The sequence below is a fragment of the Streptomyces candidus genome (genome assembly GCF_014207445.1).
Classification (GTDB): domain Bacteria; phylum Actinomycetota; class Actinomycetes; order Streptomycetales; family Streptomycetaceae; genus Streptomyces; species Streptomyces candidus.
The window spans coordinates 1-19,554 of record NZ_JACHEM010000037.1; the positions used below are offsets into that span (position 1 = coordinate 1).

The 19,554-nt window shown below is 69.2% G+C and carries 16 protein-coding genes and 3 pseudogenes; 13 read left to right on the plus strand and 6 right to left on the minus strand.

What is annotated here, in order from left to right; all coding sequences use genetic code 11:
- The first annotated feature begins 1,148 nt into the window (after positions 1 to 1,148).
- Positions 1,149 to 1,520, plus strand: a complete 372-nt coding sequence (locus tag HNQ79_RS32250) for a DUF4190 domain-containing protein (RefSeq protein WP_185036541.1) — start codon at positions 1,149 to 1,151, stop codon at positions 1,518 to 1,520.
- Between the two features lie 358 nt (positions 1,521 to 1,878).
- On the opposite strand, the gene HNQ79_RS32255 is transcribed toward HNQ79_RS32250, so the two are convergent.
- The gene (locus HNQ79_RS32255; protein WP_185036022.1) at positions 1,879 to 2,082 is read right to left on the minus strand and encodes a cold-shock protein; all 204 of its coding nucleotides are present in this window, start codon (positions 2,080 to 2,082) and stop codon (positions 1,879 to 1,881) included.
- A 219-nt stretch (positions 2,083 to 2,301) separates the two neighbouring features.
- Positions 2,302 to 3,312 carry an SMP-30/gluconolactonase/LRE family protein gene (locus HNQ79_RS32260; RefSeq protein ID WP_185036542.1) on the minus strand — a complete coding sequence of 337 codons (1,011 nt, stop codon included), beginning with the start codon at positions 3,310 to 3,312 and terminating at the stop codon, positions 2,302 to 2,304.
- 173 nt (positions 3,313 to 3,485) lie between these two features.
- Here HNQ79_RS32260 and HNQ79_RS32265 point away from each other — a divergent pair, with 173 nt between their 5' ends.
- Positions 3,486 to 5,297 carry a flavin-containing monooxygenase gene (locus HNQ79_RS32265; RefSeq protein ID WP_185036543.1) on the plus strand — a complete coding sequence of 604 codons (1,812 nt, stop codon included), beginning with the start codon at positions 3,486 to 3,488 and terminating at the stop codon, positions 5,295 to 5,297.
- Positions 5,298 to 5,501: 204 nt separating this feature from the next.
- On the opposite strand, the gene HNQ79_RS32270 is transcribed toward HNQ79_RS32265, so the two are convergent.
- A complete protein-coding gene (locus HNQ79_RS32270) occupies positions 5,502 to 6,263 on the minus strand; it encodes an SDR family NAD(P)-dependent oxidoreductase (protein WP_185036544.1) in 762 nt (253 codons plus the stop codon).
- 134 nt (positions 6,264 to 6,397) lie between these two features.
- Between HNQ79_RS32270 and HNQ79_RS32275 the strand changes: the two genes are divergently transcribed.
- A complete protein-coding gene (locus HNQ79_RS32275; protein ID WP_185036545.1) occupies positions 6,398 to 7,024 on the plus strand; it encodes a TetR/AcrR family transcriptional regulator in 627 nt (208 codons plus the stop codon).
- Positions 7,025 to 7,159: 135 nt separating this feature from the next.
- Here the strand turns inward: HNQ79_RS32275 and HNQ79_RS32280 are convergent, their stop codons facing one another.
- On the minus strand, positions 7,160 to 7,750 hold the full coding sequence (locus HNQ79_RS32280; RefSeq protein ID WP_185036546.1) for a TetR family transcriptional regulator: 591 nt from the start codon (positions 7,748 to 7,750) through the stop codon (positions 7,160 to 7,162).
- A 120-nt stretch (positions 7,751 to 7,870) separates the two neighbouring features.
- On the minus strand, positions 7,871 to 10,894 hold the full coding sequence (locus tag HNQ79_RS32285; RefSeq protein WP_185036547.1) for a CHAT domain-containing protein: 3,024 nt from the start codon (positions 10,892 to 10,894) through the stop codon (positions 7,871 to 7,873).
- A 56-nt stretch (positions 10,895 to 10,950) separates the two neighbouring features.
- On the opposite strand from HNQ79_RS32285, the gene HNQ79_RS32290 reads away from it, so the two are divergent.
- The 10 genes and pseudogenes from HNQ79_RS32290 (at position 10,951) to HNQ79_RS32330 (ending at position 19,020) form a co-directional block, all read left to right on the plus strand.
- Positions 10,951 to 11,421, plus strand: coding sequence for a hypothetical protein (locus HNQ79_RS32290; RefSeq protein ID WP_185036548.1), 471 nt, complete (start codon positions 10,951 to 10,953; stop codon positions 11,419 to 11,421).
- Between the two features lie 2 nt (positions 11,422 to 11,423).
- Positions 11,424 to 12,359 carry a hypothetical protein gene (locus HNQ79_RS32295; protein ID WP_185036549.1) on the plus strand — a complete coding sequence of 312 codons (936 nt, stop codon included), beginning with the start codon at positions 11,424 to 11,426 and terminating at the stop codon, positions 12,357 to 12,359.
- Between the two features lie 254 nt (positions 12,360 to 12,613).
- Positions 12,614 to 13,298, plus strand: a pseudogene (locus HNQ79_RS32300) (helix-turn-helix domain-containing protein).
- 133 nt (positions 13,299 to 13,431) lie between these two features.
- On the plus strand, positions 13,432 to 13,974 hold the full coding sequence (locus tag HNQ79_RS32305; RefSeq protein ID WP_185036550.1) for a hypothetical protein: 543 nt from the start codon (positions 13,432 to 13,434) through the stop codon (positions 13,972 to 13,974).
- Positions 13,975 to 13,999: 25 nt separating this feature from the next.
- Positions 14,000 to 14,764, plus strand: a complete 765-nt coding sequence (locus HNQ79_RS32310) for a hypothetical protein (protein ID WP_185036551.1) — start codon at positions 14,000 to 14,002, stop codon at positions 14,762 to 14,764.
- A 57-nt stretch (positions 14,765 to 14,821) separates the two neighbouring features.
- A pseudogene (locus tag HNQ79_RS32315) lies at positions 14,822 to 15,423 on the plus strand (substrate-binding domain-containing protein); the annotation flags it as partial.
- A gap of 165 nt (positions 15,424 to 15,588) precedes the next feature.
- Complete coding sequence (locus tag HNQ79_RS32320) at positions 15,589 to 16,062, plus strand: MarR family winged helix-turn-helix transcriptional regulator (protein WP_185036552.1); 474 nt, start codon at positions 15,589 to 15,591, stop codon at positions 16,060 to 16,062.
- A 165-nt stretch (positions 16,063 to 16,227) separates the two neighbouring features.
- On the plus strand, positions 16,228 to 17,820 hold the full coding sequence (locus HNQ79_RS32325; RefSeq protein ID WP_185036553.1) for an MFS transporter: 1,593 nt from the start codon (positions 16,228 to 16,230) through the stop codon (positions 17,818 to 17,820).
- 355 nt (positions 17,821 to 18,175) lie between these two features.
- Positions 18,176 to 18,434 (plus strand): annotated as a pseudogene (locus HNQ79_RS34885) (PleD family two-component system response regulator); the annotation flags it as partial.
- Between the two features lie 10 nt (positions 18,435 to 18,444).
- A complete protein-coding gene (locus tag HNQ79_RS32330) occupies positions 18,445 to 19,020 on the plus strand; it encodes an antibiotic biosynthesis monooxygenase (protein WP_185036554.1) in 576 nt (191 codons plus the stop codon).
- 111 nt (positions 19,021 to 19,131) lie between these two features.
- Here HNQ79_RS32330 and HNQ79_RS32335 read toward each other — a convergent pair.
- Positions 19,132 to 19,554 (minus strand): transposase (locus tag HNQ79_RS32335; RefSeq protein ID WP_185036555.1); only part of this gene is annotated, 423 nt, incomplete at its 5' end.

Consider the following 19,554-nt stretch of genomic DNA (forward strand, 5'->3'; position numbering starts at 1 on the left):
GAGCCCAGAGCAACGGTGACCGCCAGATCGAAGGCGTTCATCTTCGCCAGCGTGCGCTTACCGGACAGCCGCACCACCATCAGTGCCGCATAGGCGCACACAGCCATGACCGCCACCCGCAGCATGTCGTACCAGGAGTCGAAGAACATGCCCCACCTCTACCCGAGAAGGCGACAACCAGCCCATCGGCCATGCTCACGGCACGCCAGTGAGGCAACGGCGCGCCGGGCAGGCAGTGTTCTGCCCGGCCGCTGCTTCTACTGTCCGAGGCCCAGGGCGACGTGACAGAGGGTCCTGAGCCAGTCGGGCGGATCGCTGAGGGCCTCGTCTCGTTACCCGGTCCATGAGGGTCCTGGCGGCGCCCTGCACGGTGCCATTGGCTGCAGCGCCGGCCAGGCCGCCACGCCCGCATCTTCCGGCGGAGGGTGAAGGACACCGACGGCAAGGAGCGCCCGATGTGACAGGTGCTCGTTCGGACAGCGTGGCTGCACGGCCCATAGCGGCCGTGTCCGCGTGGTGCAGCCGGGCAGCAGAGGTCACACCCTGCCGCGGTGCTGCGGGCGTGGCGCAGCAGGCGTCGTTCGCTCGCTGCTACCACTGGCTGGGGAACAGATCCCAACAGCGTCGGAGACTTGGCAGGATCCGGCAGCGGCCTGACGACCCGTACATGGCGGCGGCCGCGTGTCCCGCCTGACGTGGCCCCCGGCCGTCAGATCGAGCGCCCCTCGGGCAGACCCCAGAGGCGTGGAGACCCGGGCTTCGAAAACCGGTTGCGAGTCCGCATGACCGTGCCCGACCTATGGCTGTGTGACCTTGCCCGGGCACCGGGGCAGTGACGCCCGTGGGACACCTCCCTGGACCACCGAGGCGGCGACTGCAGCCCCTGCGCCGGCTACAGAGGAACGCGATCGGCACGGCAGCAAGCTGGGGAGCGGGCCGTGCTGGAAGGGGGAAGCGAAGAGAACGGACTCTTCGGCTTCCTCCGCTGCGGCCCCGCCGATCCGGTGCCGCAACTCACCGTGCCGCGCGCACCGTTCGGCGTCACGGCCCGGTAACGCCTGGGTGCCGGTGCATTTTGCACCCGAGGGTGGGCACATGCGCCTCGTACGACAACCCGTCGGATCGGATACAGAGATGAGTGTGAGGGCATGTCCTTCTCCCACAACCAGGCGCAACAGAAGAACGGGATGGCCATCGCGGCGCTGGTCCTCGGCATCCTGGCGGCTCTCACCTTCTGGACCGTCTTCGGCGGAATCCTGCTGGGCGTGGTGGCAGTGATTCTCGGCATCATCGCCGCACGCAAGGCACGCGGCGGGAGGGCTCCGAACGGCAAGATGGCCGTCATCGGTGCGGGGCTCGGCGCCGCCGGCATCATTGGCTCGATCGTGATCATCGCGATGGGTGTCTCGTTCCTCAACTCGACCGAGTTCAAGAGCTTCGAGGAGTGTGCCAGCAAGGCGAAGACGCAGAGCGAGCGCACCGCATGCGAGAAGGACTTCAACAAGGACATGAACAACTGACCCTGCGCCCCGCAGGACGAGCGTCCGGTGAAGCGTTGCACTCTTGCTGACTGTGACTTCTCACCGGCCCCGGCGCGGCCGCGCTCCCCACTCGTTCGGCGGGGGACAGCGCGGCCGTCGTGCGTTCCGGGGTGCCGGGAGGAGTCGAGTCCCGCTTCTCCGGCAGCCGTCGGGGTTGGTGCTGGCACGGGAGGCGGCTCCGCAGGTCGTGAGGGTCCCGGCCCCTCCCGGTCGCCTGACGCGCCAGCCCCGGTGACCTCGTGCCGTGGAAGGCCTGTACCGAGACCGACAGGCCGTCCGAGACGTACAGCAGTCCCTTGGACGCGCTTCCTTCGGTCCTGTTCGCAGGTGGGAAGGGTCAGGCGGGGGTGATGTTCTCTGCCTGGGGGCCCTTCTGGCCCTGCGTGATGTCGAAGGAGACCTTCTGGCCTTCCTGGAGTTCACGGAAGCCGGAGGCGTTGATGTTGGAGTAGTGGGCGAAGACGTCGGGGCCTCCGCCGTCCTGCTCGATGAAGCCGAAGCCCTTTTCCGCGTTGAACCACTTCACGGTTCCCGTTGCCATGCTCAATGCCTCTCACGATGGAGGCCCGCACGGCGCGGACCCGAAGAGGATCATCCCCCGGCGGTGCCCGACAAAACAGAGAGTCTGTATCCCAGCGCCTCCTGTCAAGAATGACCGGTCTTCGCTTCGGTCACTGTGGCGCACGTTCGCCGGCGCTGGTGGTGGCGGCTGTGGGGCGTTGAGGTGAGACCTGTGCGGCCCTGTGAAGGGATGACTGGGTCAGCCGCCGTTCGACTGGCGGATGCCCTCCGCCAGCGCGTCGAAGGTGTACAGGTGACCGCCGCCCGGCCCGCTGACGGTCATGTACGCCCGCGTACCTCCGGGCGTGATGGCCACGTTGGTCGCCGACTCCAGCCCTTTGGCGGCACGGGCCGGGACTTGCACGGTCGCCAGGTGTTCGCCGTGCTTGCTGTACACCTCCATCGCGGGCCGACCGTGCAGCCCCTGATAGAGGTTGCCGTCCGCGTCCACCGCGATCGAGTCGGTCTGGGCGATCCCGCCGTCGACCCGGACGGCGGTGTGCCGCGAGGCCACGGAACCCTTCCCGTCCAGAAGGAGGTAGGAGATGCGGTTCTGCGTCAGTTCGCTGAACCACAGGCCGCGGTAGTTGGCGTCGAAGGAGATGCCGTTCGGCGCGGAGAGGCCGTCGGCCAGGACGGTGGCGTCCTTCCCTGTGCGGTCGATCCGCACCACGCGCCCCTTCGCCTCGCCCTCGGACATGCCGCGTGAGTCGCTGAGGTACAGGTTGCCCTCCCGGTCGAAGGCGAGGTCGTCAGGGTGCATCGGTGTGCCGTCGACCTCGCCGGAGAAGAAGGTCCGCGCATCTATGCCGTCCGGGGCGAGGCTGAGGATGGCGCCGTGGGAGAAGTCGGTCAGGTAGAGCCGTCCGTCGTACGGGCTGAACTGGGCCGAGGTGTACGTACCCCGCTCGTCGGTGTGCACCTGCTGCGACGTCTTCTTCCGGACATCCACACGCAGCACCTTCGGTTCGCCTGCCGGGGCGGTGACGTCGACCACGAGCAGCTTGCCCTCCTCGTCGAAGACCGGACCCTCCAGCAGGGTCATCCCGGTCTGGGCGTGGACCTCCGTCAGGCGCATGACCTGCTGTGCGCGGATGGTCCTGGGCCCGTCCTGAGGGGCTGCCGGGGTAGCTCCGGTCTGGGTACCGCACCCCGTCAGGGCCATGAGGCCGCACAGAGCAGTGAAAATCCTGATTGAGCGTTGGCGCATGCGAATCATTCCTTCTGTCCGAAAGCAAGCGGAGGCAACCCCATGCCAACCGGACAACAGTGTCCGGTTGTTGCTACGGTAGCGGATGGCCACTCAAGTCCCCATGCTGCGAGCACCAGTTCGTGGGACAAGCGGCTTTCGTGCTGCGAACCGGAAGGAACGAGGCCCCTCACATGGCCCACTCACAAAAGCTGTCCCCCCAGGCACTCGCCGAGCTCAGGGAGCGCTACCGAATCGAGCGGGAGCGGCGTGTACGACCCGACGGCACCGGGCAGTACCTCGGCGCCCATGCCGAGTTCAGCTACTACGCCGCCGACCCTTACGCGTCGTCGGAGTCGGCCGAACGCGAGCCGGTACGGGACCGTGTGGACGTCGCGGTCGTCGGAGGCGGCTTCGGAGGCATCCTCGCGGGCGCCCGGTTGCGACAGCAGGGGATAGAGCACGTTCGCGTGATCGAGAAGGGCGGTGACTTCGGGGGAACGTGGTACTGGAACCGTTACCCGGGCATTCACTGCGACATCGAGTCCCACGTATATTTGCCGATGCTCGACGAGACCGGCTACGTGCCCGAGTGGAAGTACGCACCTGGTGAGGAGATCCGCCGCCACGCGGTACGCATCGCCGAGAAGTTCGGCCTCTGCGCGGATGCCCTCTTCTCGACGTCCGTGACCTCCCTCGTCTGGGACGAGACGAGTGACACCTGGATCGTGACGACCGACCGGGGTGACAAGTTCCAAGCCACATACGTCGTCACGGCCACAGGTACCTTGTCCGAACTGAAGCTGCCCGGCATCCCCGGCATCGAGAAGTTCAAGGGCCACACCTTCCACACCTCGCGCTGGGACTACGGCTACACCGGCGGCACACCGGACGGCGGTCTGACCCGCCTCGCGGACAAGCGGGTGGGAGTCGTGGGTACCGGCGCCACCGGGATCCAGGTCGTCCCGAAGCTCTCCGAGGACGCCGGGCACCTCTACGTCTTCCAGCGCACTCCCTCCACGGTGGACGTGCGCGCCAACCGCCGTACCACCGCTCGGGACGTGGACGCCGACCGCCCGGGCTGGGCGAGCGAACGCCGTGACAACTTCCTGCGCCTCGTCTCCGGCGAACCGGTCAACGCGGACCTGGTGGCGGACGGCTGGACCTCGTCGGCCGCCCTGCTGGAGAAGCTCCTGCCGAGCTTCCGCCGCCAGGGCGACCGGGAGGCCTTCGAAGCGGCCTACGAGGCCATGGACGCCGCCAAGATGAACGAGATCCGCAGCCGCGTCGACCAGGTCGTCACCGACCCGGCGACGGCGGAGAAGCTCAAGCCCTGGTACCGGTACGCCTGCAAGCGCCCGGCCTTCTCCGACCTGTACCTCCAGGCGTTCAACCGGGACAACGTCACCCTCGTCGACACCGCCGAGACCCACGGCATCGAGCGGATGACCGAGCACGGCGTCGTCGTCGGTGACACCGAGTACGAACTGGACTGCCTGATCTTCGCCACCGGGTTCTCCGTCGGCGTCTCCGGCGTACACTCGGGCCGGCTGCCCGTCCACGGCAGGGACGGCGTCCACCTCCAGGACGCGTGGCGGCAGCGGGGCCCGCGCACGCTGCACGGTTTCACCAGCCACGGCTTCCCCAACCTCATCCAGATGGGCGGAGTGCAGAGCACCAGCAGCGTCAACTACACCCATGTCCTGGACGAACACGCCGTTCACGCTGCGGCACTCGTTGCCGGCGCGGAAGCCCAGGATGCGGTCATCGAACCGTCCCGAGAGGCCGAGGAGACCTGGATCGCCGTGTGCGCCCAAGGAGCCCCCGACCACGAGTGGTTCCACGCCGAGTGCACTCCGGGCTACTACAACGCCGAGGGGCGCGGTCGGCCGAACGGCCCCCTCGCCTATCCTCACGGCGCCGTCGCCTTCCATGCACTGTTGAAGCAGTGGCGCGAGGTGTCCATGGGCGAAGTGCTGCGGGTCAGAAGGACTCCGCAACCGTAGGGGAACGCCTCGCACTGTCCGCAGGCGGGCGTGCCCGCGGTAGGGCGTGTGCCTTCACCAGTCACCGGTGCCAGGAGCCGCTCCGGGGGCAGGGCTGTTCATGGTGCGCGCGTCGCTCGCTGTGCACACGAAGACGCGAGGGCCGCGCCGGCCTGTGGAAAGGCGTGCGCGGCCCTGGGCCGGACGGCGATTGGCGGCGCCGTGTCAGACAGCGGACCAACCGTCATCGACGGGAAGAACCGCGCCGTTTATGTTGCTCGCAGCGTCCGAGGCGAGGAACAGGATCGCTGCGGCCTGTTCTTCCGGCTGCGATATGCGGCCGAGATTGACGAAGTGCGGGCCGAGCGCTGTGGGACCGTGTGCGGTCCGGTCGGCTTGCAGCGATATGGCGGTCGCGGTGCCGCCCGGACAGATGGCGTTGGCACGGAGACCGTTCTTGCGGTACATCACCGCCAGCGACTTCGTCAGGCCGATCACGCCGTGCTTGGAGGCCGTGTAGGCGGCGCCCGCCGCGCTACCGCGCAGGGACGCCTCAGAGGCAGTGTTCACGATGGCTCCCCGCCCCTTGGCCAGCATGTGCGGGAGCACAGCGCGAGCGAGGAGGAAGGGCGCGGTCAGGTTGACGCGGATCACCCGCTCCCACTCGGCGTCACTCACGTCGGCCAGGGCCGACATGCTGTCCATGATCCCGGCGTTGTTCACCAGGACGTCCACGCCGCCGAACCTCTCCACGGCCATAGCCGTCACCCGGCCCACGACGGCCTGATCGCTCAGGTCGCCCGTGACGGCCACGGCCGTGCCGCCCGCCTGTTCGATGTCCCTGACGACCGAGTCGGCCGCTTCGGCGTTGAGGTCCGCCACCACGACACGGTCCCCCTGTGCGGCGAAGGCGAGCGCAGCAGCCCGTCCGATCCCCGACCCCGCTCCGGTGACGATCACGCTGCGTCCGTTCCGTCCGACGGTCATGAAGTGCTCCGTTCAAAAGTGCCGATGCGGTGCCGTGTCACACCGCGGCAGCACCGTAACCCTTAACGTCCCTGAGTGACATAAACTCTCGGTGGACCATGGATATGCCACAGATCACCCGTGTGGGAGGGGAGATGGCCGCAGACCGGGCACGGACAGGGCGACCACCGCTGACCGAGGAGCGCAAGGCCACCATTCGGCTGGAGATCGCCCGGGCCGCCTTCGACCTGTTCATCACCCAGGGCGTGGCCGCCACGACGGGCGACCAGATCGGGCGCGCCGTCGGTGTGTCGGCACGCACTGTCTGGCGCTACTTCCCCACGAAGGAGAGCTGCGTCCGGCCGCTGTTCTCCTCCCGCATCGACGCGATCGCCACCGCGTTGCGGCAGTGGAGCCCCGAGCGGCCTCTGCACGAAGCCTTCGATCAGGTGTGGACCACCGATGTGGTCCTGCTCGGTCCCGATGTCGGCGCCCTGCTGCGCCTCTCCCGCACCGAACCCGGACTGCGCGCGGTCTGGCTGCAGGCCCACGACGAAGCGGAGCCCGCGTTCGCGCGAGCTCTCGCAGAGCGCGCCCGCCTGCCCTTGGACGACATACGTCCGACTCTGTGGGCTGCCATGCTCAACGCCGCGCTGCGAGCTGCGGTCGAGCATCAGGCCTTCGGAGGGGCAGGCCCCGACACCGCTCCCATGACGGCTCAGGCCGATGCCGCAGCGTCCGTGCGGACTGCGCTGGCCGTTGTGGCGGCCGGCCTCACGTGACCTTGCCGCCGCCGCCCCCGAGAGACCGGGGCGCATATGCCCATCAGTTTCCGGGAAGGGCAGCCTGTACGCCTTCGGCGCCTCGACCAGCAGCATCCGCCGGCCCGACGGCGGCTACTGGCGCCCCCGCCCTGCTCACTCCTCGAAAGGCTGCACCGGCCCCACCTCGACGCCGAGCAACCGCCAGGCTGCCCGCGCCCGGCGTTCCCGGTGCTTGCGGGTGGGACCGGTGACGGCCCCCGAGATCATGCCGACGGCGATCATCAGATCGTCCGGCTCGGCGGCGAGCGGATGGTCTTGAGGCAGGCGCGAGCGCAGGGCCCGTTCGACCCGCTGGGACAGTGCCAGAGCGTACGCGGGGGCCTCGGAGGCATTGGCCTTCCCGTCGCTGTGAAGAACACTGATGAAGGCCGCCGACTCCGTCAGGTGCCAGGTCACCACGCCCAGGACTCCGGCCAGGTCCAAGTTGCGCGCCGCCGCTTCCTCGATCTGCCGGACGTTCTCATCCAGCACTGCGGTGGCCACGGCGGCCCGGCCGGGAAAGTGCCGGTAGAGCACGCCCTGCCCGACCCCGGCCCGACGCGCGATCGCGGACAGCGGTGCGTCCAGCCCCTGCTCCGCGTAAACCTCCCGGGCTGCGGCGATGAGCGCGGCCCGGTTGCGAGCGGCGGCCTTGGAGCCGCCGCTCGCGGGCCTCCGTGCGTCGGGCATGGGTTGCTGCGTCACCCCGCGAGGGTAGCGTCCCGGCCTCCAGAGCTTGAGAACGGGATGGCCACTTCGAGGGGGGCCGCGTGACGCCGTCCGCCGGCCGGACAGCTCCTGAGCCCGTACGCCGACACCAGGACGCTAGGCGCCGGAGTGGAGATAGCCCGCCCAGAGGGACGGTGTGGCCGGGAAGCGGTCGCGCGTCTCTTTGACGGTTCGGTGCAGAGCCGTTGCGGCCCGTGCAGGAACGGGCGTGCCGGTCGGGCCGTCGGCCAGGTGGGTGTAGAAGGACTCGGCGAAGACGGCGGCCAGGCGGTCGTCGATGGTCCACATCGTGCCGATGACGTGGGAGAAGCCTGCGAGTTGGCAGGCGCTGGTGAGGTGGATGGCCTCGCCGAGCAGTCGGGGGTTGCCGGGGTGCGCGGTGCGGCAGGCGGAGAGATAGGCCAGCTGGGCGTGGGCGAGGTCGGCCCGGGACAGCGCGGAGACCGTCAGCGGCGTCTCGGCGTGGTCCTGGAGGAGTAGCTTGCTCTGCGAGGGGTCGGTCAACTCGGTGACGCCGTGGCAGGCGAAGTGGGCAATGGTGCAGTGCTCAAGTTGGGCAAGGACGGTGGCCGCCGTCGCGGGCCGTTCCCCTGACGCGCTGAGGACGACCGGGTCCTTGAGCACGGCCCGGAGCCGGTCGGTCTCCCGGGCCGCGTGCGGCAGGGGCGCGTGGCCGGGTGTGGTCGACATGGAGACGATCAGGGGCCGCGGCCGGTCGGTGGCGGCGGGGCGGCGGGCGCGGGCGTGGCGCAGGGCGCGGATGGTCGGGGTGTAGGAGGAGACGACGCGGTCGAGCACGGTGCGCTGGCCGTGCACGCGGCCGGGGTCCCGGTGAAACCCGGCCGCGTGCAGGGGCAGCAGGCCGAGCATCCCGCCCGGCGCCCACCACACGTGGGGCAACGTGTCCTGCCCGTCGGGGAGTTGACCCAGGGCATCGAGTGCGGTCAGGACGGGTTCGGCGGCCGCCTCCCATAGCCATTCCAGTACCTCGTGCAGCATGCGCTGGGCGGCGATTCGGTCGGCGTCGGGGGCGGTCGCCGCGACCAGGGCGAGGTGGAACTGGCCGATCCGGCCGGCGACTTCCTCGTACGCCAGCGCCGGAAGGGGGCAGGCGGTGACGCCGTCCGGGGTGAGGATCAGAGCGTCGCTGCGGTGGCGGCTCACGTTGAGGGTGACGACGGGGCCGCGGTCGGCCTGCGCGGCCAGTTCGTCGAAAGTAGGAGGCAGCCCGAAGCGGGCGAAGCCGTCGTGGGCGCGGATGCGGCCCAGGATCACCTCCATCTCTTTGGCCAGCCTCAAGCGTGCGGAGTGCGAGGGTGCCCCCGGCACGGCGGCCGACGCTCCGACCGTGTCGGTGTCCTCATCGAGCCGGTCGCGCAGGTCGACGAACTCTTCCGCCAGTTCCGGGTGTTGTACCCGCAGCTCGGTCACGTCGCCCCGGATGTCGAGGGACTGGGCGAGCAGGATCGCGCGTCCGGCCTCCGCGAGGCGGAGCGCTCTCGAGGCCCGCTCCGGTGCGGACACCCCGGTGTCGGACAGGGCAAACGCGATCGCGTCCGCGGTGAGCCGGTCGCCGTGGACGCCCAGTGCGCACTGCTGGTCGCCTCGGCGCAGTCGGCGCGGGGCCACCTCGGGCAGCAGCAGGATGGCCTGCTCGAGGAACCGGGCCGCGCGCCCGGGCTCGGACGGCGCGGCCAGCTCGGCCGCCAGCCGGGCGGTGCCGACCCGCAACAGCGGCAGGGCCGTCCTCATCGCGACGGTGCGTTCCCACACCCCCAACGCCTCGTCACGGTCCTCGCTCGTGCCGTCGCGCTCGTACCGCTGTTGCAGCACGCTCCCCAGCACACTCATGACCATCGCCTGGTCCGGGTGGTCGAGTTGGGCCGCGCCCCGGGCCGCCGCACGGCAGACCGTCACCGCTTCATCAAGGTCGCCGAAGTCACCCAGAGCGTCGAAGCGGTCCCGCAGCGCCTGGACGAGCCCGATCTGGTATGTGCTCCGCTCGGGCTCACCGGCGGGAGTGGCCCGCACCGCACGGTAGCCGTACTCGATCGCCTCGTTCACGTCCTGGGGCTTCTTGGTGTGCGCGAAGAGCAGCCGCAGCACCTCGCAGGCGTTGGAGAGGTAGCGGGCATATTCGAAATGGGTGCGCGGCGCGATCCGGACAACGAAGCGGTTGGTCCGTGCCGCCTCCACGATGTCGTCGGCCTCCAGGTAGGTCGCGTACCGCGCGAGAAGCGCGTTGGCGTGGTTGGTTAGGAGCATGGTGTGGTCGGGATGCCGCTCGGGCGCCTGCGCGATGGCCTCACCGGCGGTCTGAAGTGCCGCGCCCAAGTCGAGGCGGTCTCCCGTGCGGGCGTAGCGGGTCAGCAGCACCTTGGACAGGCCCGTCAGGTAGAGGCAGCGGTCGCGGTCGTCATCCGTCGCGGTACGGACAGCCTCGCGACCGGCCTCGACGGCGTCGTCTAGGTCCTCGACGTCCTCTCCCTGTTCGAAGCGCAGGTGCAGGGCGGTGCTGAGGTGGAACCAGTAGGTGGCCCGACCTGGCCGGCAGGCGGGCAGGGTTTCGGCGATCTCGCGGGCGACCTCCACAGCACAGTTCAGGTCGACGGGATCGCCCGCGATCTCCCACCTGCGCCGCCAGGCCAGGCCCAGGTTGCCCAGGCCCGAGTAATACGCCACGTGGTCCTCCGGCAGGTGCAGGGTGATCCGGCTCCACACCGCCACGGTAAGGGCCGCGTCCCGCACGCCCACGGGCGTCCGCAGGGTGCGTACGAGCATCTTGGTGGCTCCGGGGATCGCCGACTCGGCCAGGGGCAACAGCAGTGGTTCCGGGAGCAATTGCTCGCCGCCGACGAACGGGATCGCGAGAAGCTGGAGCGCGACCCCACGCTCCGCCTCGGCACGCGGCTCGGGAAGCTCCTGGGAGCGCCAGAAGTAGAACCATCCCAGGGCGACCAGGACGTCCGCGTCCACCACCGTCTCGTTCACCCCGTACTGCATGAGTTTCATGGCATCGCCGATCGCGGCCTGTTCCATGACGGGCGATCGGTCACCGGTGACCACCACCTCGCTGAGCCTCGCGCGGATCGACTCCAATAATGCGTCACGCACACTCATTCGTGCTCCCTGCGGCGGCCGAACGGTCACGAGGTACCGGAACTGAAGGTTGCCCGGTGTGGTCTTTCTCCCACATCATGACGGCACAGGTCCGCTTCCAGTTCCGCCGGAGCGGGCTTCGGCGATCGGGGGATGCGATGTACGACCGGCACGACGCGCGGACCGGGGGCACGGGCGACGACATCGCCTACGTGTGCTCCCAGCTGGACCGGATGCGCGAGGATCTCCAGGCTTACGGACCGCAGGGCGCCGAGCCGTTGGAGCGGGTGGTGGCGGCAGTGCGCGCCGGGCAGGATCCCTCCGCGCCGCTAGACGCGCTGCACGAGGCGCTGCTGTTCGCCGGGGACGCGAAGGGGGTGCGCGGTCAGGAGCGTGGCCTGTTCCCGATCGGGGTCGGCGCCCAACATCCCGACGACTGGCTGCTGTTATGCCCCACCGCGCAGTGCGCACGCCATGCCTGGCCGGACGCTCAGGATCCGGCCGGGTGCCGCATCACCGGTCAGCCGTTGCGCCGCGAACGGCTATAGCGGTGGGCGGATTCCTCACTGCCCTGGGGCAGAAGCTCGCCGAGCGTTGGCTGACGCTTCTGGTGCTGCCCGGAGCCCTCTTCCTGGCCGTCGCGACCGCCGCACACACCCTCGGCCAGGCCCACGCCCTTGACCGCCGACTGCTCGTCTCCCGTGTCTCGGGGTGGGCCGAGGAGCCCGCGGCGAGTACGGTCGGCGGGCAGGTCGTCCTGCTCGGCGCGGTCCTCGCGGCCGCGGCGGCCGCCGGACTTGCCGCGCAGGGCGCGGGCACGCTGGTGCAACGCACCGTATTGGCCGCCGACTGGCACTCCTGGCCGTGTCCGCTGCGCCGGGGAGCTCGCGCCCTGGTTGCCCGCCGCCGTGCCCGCTGGACCTCTATCGCCGCCCGCTACCGTCGGCAACTGGACTGCGATGCTTTGGAGTTGGCGCGCAGTGGCCGACGCGCCGACCCCGCCGTCCGGCATGCCCTGCACCGGGCGTTGCTCCGCGTCGCCGCCGAGGAACCAGACCGGCCCACCTGGAGCGGCGACCGCCTGCACTCCGTGGTCGTCCGCCTGGAACGCGACCATCACGTGGATCTGCCCCTGGTGTGGCCGCACTTGTGGCTGACCCTGCCCGAAACCGCTCGCGCCGAGATCACCGTCGCTGAACAGGCGCTGACCCGCGCGGGCACGCTGTCCGGGTGGGCGCTGATGTACGCCCCGCTGACCATGTGGTGGTGGCCCGCCGCTCCGTTGGCCGTGGCGCTCGCGCTGGTCGCCAGGCGCCGCATCCGCACCGGCACGGACGCCTACGCCCAGCTCCTGGAGGCCGCAGTCCATCTGCACGTCGGCGACCTGGCCGACCAGCTCCGGATTGACCCCCCAGGCCCGGCGGACATGGCCCTGGGCGACGCCCTCACAGCCCGCCTTCGGACCCGGACGTCTCCGCCGCGCTGATCTCCCCGATGGTCGTCGGCGCGCAGCCAGGACCGGCCGACGGCTTCCCAGTCACCGCGTCGTCCTCATCGCACACCTCGACGACGCTATGCCGACCAGTCGACCATCTCACCGAGACAATCTCCGGCTACGAAAATCTTGCCAGAGCCAGCTTGTCATGGACACCGTCATCTGAGGCCGCTTCGGCGTCCTTTGAACCGCGCGGCGTTGGGATACCACGAGGGCCCCTGTGTCAGTACGGAGCCTGATCCGCGATGTCCTTAGAGCATCTAGCGTCGCTCGTCGCCGAGTTGGTCGGGCCGTGGACGGCCGGTGTCGAAGGGCGCCGGCGCCATGCGAGGGGTGGAGAGCGCAAGCGTGCGCCGGGTGCTGGTGCCCGTCACCGGCTTGTCTTCGTGGAACGGTTGGTGGCCACGCTGATTCATCTTCGCCACGACTCGCCGCACTCGGTCCTGGCTCTGCTCTTCGGCGTGGACCGTTCCACCGTGACCCGGGCTGTCGGTGAGGTGCGACGCCTGCTCGCGACGCGGCGGGTCTGCCGTCCTTGACCGTCCTGGCCTGCGACTGCGCACATTGGAGGACGTGTTCGCCTACGCACAGGCCGAAGGCGTGCAGCTGCGTCTGGACGCCACCGAGGTGCAGGTCCGCCGGCCGGTCGCGGGTCAGGGCGGACGGCGCGCATTCGTGTCGGGCAAGAAGAAGCACAACACACGATGAAGGCCACCGTCACAAACTGCGACCGGGAGCGATACCGCCCTTCGTCGAATCCAGAGCACGCCAACGGCACGAGCATTCTTCACGCCGCATCACCGTCGCACACGCCCTCGCCGACCACAAACGCTGGAAACAACTGACGCGTTGGACCCACCGCCGCGAGTGCCTGCCCGACACCTACCAAGCATCGCCACCCTCGTATCCGACCGCGCCACCACCGCCTGAAAAGGGCGTTCGACAGGACAAACACGTCATAATCCGCTATCACGCACCAATTCGTAACACGACCTCCGCAGGGGTGTTAGCGTCAGCGCAGTGTCCGCACGACCAGCGGATACGTTTCCTATCCGGGGGATACATGCGCGTCAGTCGGTTGGCTCTCGTCAGCTCACTCGCGGCTGCCTCGCTCGTCGGATCGTCCTTCGCCACGGCGAGCGCGGAGCAGCTTGCTGCGCCGAAGCCGAGCCCCGCGGTCGAGGCCGCACCCAGCGTCGAAGGCTCCCCTTCCACCGCGGCCGCGCCCATCGGTCTCTTCGTGACGACCGGCGACAAGGTTCACTACTCGACCTCGAAGCCAGGGTCTCCTGCGGCGATGTCCGGTCACGGATGGTGGATCAAGGGGACGACCAAAGCCACCAAGGCCAATATCTCCATCTGGCTTGAGGTGAAGTCCGGGAAGGGCTGGCGCGTGGTCGGCTCGGGCGTGAAGAAGAACGCGTACCCCGGCGGTGGCAGCAAGGGACGGGCGACGGCACGCATGGTGTGCGCTCAGGGCCCAGTCGCTCCGGGTGCGAAGTGGACGTACCGCACGCGGATCGACGTTGACCTCACCGGTCACGCCGACAGCAACGAGCAGGCCGTGACGGCGCCGCAGTCGTACCCCTGCATGCCCCGGGCCTAGTCGGTAGGTGATTCTTTTGACCGGTATGGATGCGACACTGATCGTCAGCCTCACGGGCTCGATCGAACTTCACGAGTGGGCCGACCGGCTGTACGCGGACGGCCGGGACGACGACGCGTTCAGCCTGATCATCAGACAGGGCGTCATGCAGGGCCTGACGGAGTTCCACGGGTCGAAGGAATCACCCCGGGTCAGCTGGAGCCATCACGACGCGGGCGACTCGTGGACCGGAAGCTCCGACGCACCCGAACTGATCTGGCTGCAGGTCGACACTGCCGAATCGGCACCGGGCAGACTTCCACTGCAGCCGATCGGGGCCGTGCTCGACCGGGTTCTCAGGAAGGTCGGCACACCGCGGATCGATGAGGGTGACTTCCTCATCCCGCTGGGTCGGTTCCCCCGTGACCCGATGGAGTTCGCCTACGACCGCGACTGGTTCGAGTTCTCCGACCCGGACCGGGCGGAAGTGACCGGCATCGAGCTGTACACCTCGGCCGGCGAGGGTGGCGAAAGTGCCGACGTGGCCGACGTGGCCGCGACGGCTCAAACATGGCTCGGTGACGCAGCCATACTGGCAGTAAGCGACCGACCCGCGCCGGGGCCGGTCGAATTCCGAGGATCTCCCTACGTACCGCTGGAGTTCCTCGGCCAGGTCGACTGCACCGTCCGCGAGTGGTCGATCGAGGCACTGGCTTGGCTGACCGAAGTCCTCGGCTGGGCGATGTCGAGTGCGGGGTGTGAGAACCACGGGCTCGTGCGGCTACGCAGACAGCCCACCATACGCGCCTGAACGGCCCGGGCCGCAGTTCCCCTCCCTCCTGTGGGGGGGGAGGAGAACTGAGGGGTACTTCCGTTCGTCGTCGTCGACCGTGCGGTCGACCCCCAGGAAGCCCGTTCCGTGGCCGCCGACGATGTCCTCGGAGGTCTGCTCGCCGGTCGGCATCTGGTGGCCGGCGGTCACCGACGTAGCGCCCACGTCCACGGCCCCGACCATCCCCAACAGGCCCAGGACCGGCGCACGGGGCTTGTCCGCGCGGTGGAGGAGTCGGGGCTGGGTGCCGACGCCATTGTCGACATCGCGGCGACGAGGCTGGACGTCGGTGCCGGCCGGGACGCGGGAGCACGGCTCATCGGTCTGCAGCCCAGGCCGACCGCCGTCTTCTGCGCGAACGATCTGCTGGCCCTGGGCGTGATGCAAGCGTCTTCGACGCAGGCATCCGTGTCCCGGACGACCTGGCCGTCGTCGGCTATGACGACATCGAGTTCGCGGAAGCCAGCCTCATCCCCTTGACCTCGGTACGACACCCGGCCGAAGAGATCGGCAGTCTCGCCACCGAGCTCCTGCTGCGGGAGATCGAACCCACCCAGCCGGACGGCCCCCATCAACACTCCGGCATCGTGCTGCAACCAGAGCTCGTCGTGCGCCGATCCAGCATGGCTCGGCGCTGACCCCGGGCTGCGCGGCCGTTCCGTTCCGGTGGCGTGGACCGTGTCGTGAGTGCGGCAAAGAGGGCTCCCGCTGAGGCCTCCTCCGCACCGGAGACGCCCGGCCTTACCCCACCTGCATCAGAAGGTATTTTGACATAGGTATCCCTTAATACCTACCTTGTTGCCATGCCCCAGCTCAGCGCGTCCGCGCAGGACATCGACCACATGGCCACCGGCCTCGTGGCATGCCTGCCCGCGCTGTCCCGGGCTCTCGACCGGCGCATCGGCCAGGAGTTCCCGCACCCCAAGCCTCCCGAGGGCCAGCTCGCGCTGCTCCGGTACGTGCAGGCGAACGAGGGCGTCACCGTGCGCCAGACGGCTCAGGCGCTGCTGATGAAACCGAACAACGTCAGCGCGCTGGTCTCGCAGCTGACCGAGCGGGGGCTGCTGGAGCGCCGGCAGGACCCCGCCGACAAGCGCGTCGCGCACCTGTACGTCACCGCGACCGCGCAGCAGCGCGTCGCCGAGGCCGATCGCCTCATGTGCGCCCATGTCACGCAGGCGCTGCTCGCCATGACCGACGGCGAACGGGGTGCCCTCGGCTCTGCCCTGGGCGCGCTGCACACCCTCAGCCTGCACCTTCACCACCCTGCCGGCTAGTCGCACCCCCGGACCTCCAGAGGCCCGGGGGTGCGCTGCGGGGTCGGATTCCCACGCACGCCAGACGTCCATGTTCCGGTTCGTGCGTCATTTCCCCTGTCGTGGACCAGGCCCATGCCGTCCACGCCTTCCCTGACGTTCCCTGACGTAAGAAATGGCTCCTCCATGCCCTCCGGCACCCTTAACCCGCATGTCCCGGCGACTCACTCGCCGCCCTCGAACCGGTTCGACGGCTTCCGGGCCAATCCGTGGCTGACGCTGATCGCCGTAGCCTTCGGCCTCTTCATGGTCGGCCTCGACGGCTCGGTCGTGGCCATCGCCAACCCCGCAATCGGCGAGGACTTGGGAGCGTCCACCTCCGACCTGCAATGGGTCACCAACTCCTACCTGCTGGCCCTTGCCGCCGCCTTGATTCTCGGTGGCAAGCTCGGTGACCGGTTCGGACGTCGCACCTTCTACCTTGTCGGCGTCGCCGGGTTCACGGTGACCTCCGTCGCCATCGGGCTCGCCGGCTCCATCGAGGGCGTCATCGCCTTCCGCGCCCTTCAGGGCTTCTTCGGCGCCCTGCTGATGCCCAACACCCTCGGCATGCTGCGTGCTGTCTTCCCGCCGAAGAAGTTCGGCATGGCGGTCGGCATCTGGGCCATGGTCTCCTCGGTGTCCACCGCTCTGGGCCCCATCGTCGGCGGCCTGCTCGTCGAACACGTCAACTGGGAATCCGTCTTCTACATCAACGCTCCCATCGGCATCATCGCGCTGGCCTTCAGCGCCGCGGTCCTTCCGCAGACCAGGAACACCGGCTCCGCCAACGAGAAGTTCGACATCGTCGGCGTCGTCCTGCTGGCTCTCGGCCTGCTCGCCGTTGTTTTCGGGGTGGTCAAGGGCGAGACCTGGGGCTGGACCTCGTTCGGCACCCTGGGTGCGATCTCGGCCGGTGTGGTGCTCCTGCTGGTCTTCGGCTTCGCGGAGACGCGCGTCGCCTCGCCGTTGCTGCCCATGCGGCTGTTCCGGAACCCGGCACTGACCGTCGGCACGTTCGTCACCGCGCTCAATTTCTTCGTGCTGCTCGGCATCATCTTCTTCGCCATGATCTACCTGCAGAACGTACGCGGCTTCTCGCCCGTCGAAGCGGGGGTGCGCACCCTGCCGCTGAGTCTGGCCTCGGTCGTGGCCTCCCCCCTGGGTGCGATGCTCACCGACAGGTTCGGCCCCCGGCTGACGATGCCGCTGGGCATGGCATTGCAGGCGATCGCCTGTTTCGCCATGCTCGGCTGGAGCGCGGACTCCTCGTATGCCGCGATGTGGCCGCCGTTCGTCGCACTGGGCCTGGGCGTGGGCATGGTGATGGCGTCCTCGTCCGATGCCATCGTGGGGAACGCTCCGGTCAGGGACGGCGGCGTGGCAGGCGGGCTCCAGGCGACCGCCCTCCAGGTCGGTGGCGCCCTCGGCACCTCCGTTCTCGTGTCACTCATCAGCAGCCGGGTCGGCTCCACCCTGACCGGTGAACTGACCGCTGCCGGAGTGCCCGCGGACGCAGCGGCAGGGCTGAACGAAGCGAAGGACGCGGTGGCCATGGGCATTGCCCCGGTCTCCGGCGACATGCCGGCACAGTTCCGGGCCGCCGTCGCTGAGGGCAGCCATCAGGCGTTCATGAACGGCGTCCACACCGCCGTCACAGTGGCAGGGGTGCTGTGCGTCGTCGGCGCTGCCGTGGCCGTACTCGGCGTACGGCGTACCCCCGAAACGGCCCGTCACTGAGGGGGACGCAATTGCTGTCGGCCGGGCAGGGAAGCGAGTGGGGGACGGCACCTTCCCGCGCCCGGCCGGACAGAACCGCGCGGGCCCCTCGGCGAACTACGCTGAGGGGCCCCCGCGCTTTGCGCAGCCCGCGTGGGCGGCGTCACCCGCCGCTGGAGCGTCCAAGTCAGCGCATCCGCCGTGAACCGTCCCTCTCCGGTTCGCCCTTTCCTGCCGGGGCGGACGAAGGGGCCACCCCCCGAGAGCCGATTCCCGTTGCACATGCGCGTGACGCACGAGCACCCGCTTCCGGCCTGCCCGGCGTTTCAGCTGCGGCGGTGTCCGGGTCAACATCTCGTGCAGGGCGAAGAACCATACGCGGATGCGGCCCAACCTGGTGGTCATGGACCTGATGCAGGTACGCCGCCGGTGGGTCGGGATCGCGGACTCGCTGCGTGCCAACGGGCAGCTGAACCACACCCGCTGGTCGTCTGCACGACGACCGGCATCGAGCCGGCCGAACTGCAGGGCTGGCCTCGGGCGCGAGCGTGCTCTTCCTCGCCGAGCGGGCCACCGCGACGGACGTACAGGGCCGCATCGTGGACCTGCTGGCCAGGATCGGCACCAACGAGTAATCCTGGCCCGATGGCCATCACCAATACGAGCGAGTACACCGTCCCCGCCGACGACGGAGAGGTGAACCTGCTCATCGCGCGGCAGGTGGATCCGGGGCACGAGGAGACCTTCGAGGCCTGGGCCCACGGGATCCTGGAGACGGCCGCGCGTTTCCCGGACCACCTCGGGTACGGGCTCTTCCGCCCCGCGGCGAAGGGAGGGCCGTGGTTTCTGGTCCACCGCTTCCGCAACCAGGCAGCGTTCCAGCGCTGGCAGGACTCCGACGAGCGGGCGGAATGGTTCTCCAACTGCCTCGGCCACCACCACACGGAGATAGCCCGCCGGGAACTGCACGGCATGGAGACCTGGTTCGCCAAGCCGGGTACGGCCCGGCCCGCGCCACCGCGGTGGAAAATGGCGATCAGCTCGGGGCTGGCCATCTTCCCAATCTCACTGATTGGCAACGCGCTGCTCGGGCCGTACCTGGTCGATCTGCACTCCGTGCTGCGGACGGCCGCCTTCGCCGTCGTCTTCAGCACCCTGATGACCTACGTCGCCATGCCCGCCGTCAGCAAACTGCTGCGGCCATGGCTCACCCGAGGCTAGTGGTGCTTGGTCAGGTTGGTAGGGGGTCTGGCATGTCGCGGTGACAGGTGGGGCAGGCGCCGGTCCAGGTCGCGAGGAGTATCTGCAGCTCGCGGACGACTCGGTAGAGGCTCAGGCCGACGCCGTCTCTTTTGGGGATCGGCTCAGTCGCTGGAGGGTGCAGAAGGCGTGGGCGACCGAGACGAGGGTGACGTGGTGGTGCCAGCCTGGCCAGGTCCGGCCTTCGAAGTGGGCCAGGCCCAGGGCCTGTTTCATCTCGCGGTAGTCGTTCTCGATGCGCCAGCGGAGCTTCGCGGTGCGCACGAGGACGGGCAGCGGGGTGGTCTCGGGCAGGTTGGAGAGCCAGAACTGCACGGGTTCGTCCTGGCCGGCGGGCCATTCGGCCAGCAGCCAGCGGACCGGAAGCTCGGCGGTGGCCGTGGTTTTGCGGATCTCACGTCCGGCGGGCCTGATCCGCAGGGCCACGAAGCGCGAGTACATGCGCTTGAATCCGCTGCGGCCGCTGCCCGGCCGTGAGCCCTCCCTCCACTGCAC

Excerpts from the sequence above, each read along its gene's own strand:
- HNQ79_RS32250 (WP_185036541.1), top strand. The coding sequence starts at position 1,149 with ATGTCCTTCTCCCACAACCAGGCGCAACAGAAGAACGGGATGGCCATC.
- HNQ79_RS32255 (WP_185036022.1), bottom strand. The coding sequence starts at position 2,082 with ATGGCAACGGGAACCGTGAAGTGGTTCAACGCGGAAAAGGGCTTCGGC.
- HNQ79_RS32260 (WP_185036542.1), bottom strand. The coding sequence starts at position 3,312 with ATGCGCCAACGCTCAATCAGGATTTTCACTGCTCTGTGCGGCCTCATG.
- HNQ79_RS32265 (WP_185036543.1), top strand. The coding sequence starts at position 3,486 with ATGGCCCACTCACAAAAGCTGTCCCCCCAGGCACTCGCCGAGCTCAGG.
- HNQ79_RS32270 (WP_185036544.1), bottom strand. The coding sequence starts at position 6,263 with ATGACCGTCGGACGGAACGGACGCAGCGTGATCGTCACCGGAGCGGGG.
- HNQ79_RS32275 (WP_185036545.1), top strand. The coding sequence starts at position 6,398 with ATGGCCGCAGACCGGGCACGGACAGGGCGACCACCGCTGACCGAGGAG.
- HNQ79_RS32285 (WP_185036547.1), bottom strand. The coding sequence starts at position 10,894 with ATGAGTGTGCGTGACGCATTATTGGAGTCGATCCGCGCGAGGCTCAGC.
- HNQ79_RS32305 (WP_185036550.1), top strand. The coding sequence starts at position 13,432 with ATGCGCGTCAGTCGGTTGGCTCTCGTCAGCTCACTCGCGGCTGCCTCG.
- HNQ79_RS32310 (WP_185036551.1), top strand. The coding sequence starts at position 14,000 with ATGGATGCGACACTGATCGTCAGCCTCACGGGCTCGATCGAACTTCAC.
- HNQ79_RS32320 (WP_185036552.1), top strand. The coding sequence starts at position 15,589 with ATGCCCCAGCTCAGCGCGTCCGCGCAGGACATCGACCACATGGCCACC.
- HNQ79_RS32325 (WP_185036553.1), top strand. The coding sequence starts at position 16,228 with ATGCCCTCCGGCACCCTTAACCCGCATGTCCCGGCGACTCACTCGCCG.
- HNQ79_RS32330 (WP_185036554.1), top strand. The coding sequence starts at position 18,445 with ATGGCCATCACCAATACGAGCGAGTACACCGTCCCCGCCGACGACGGA.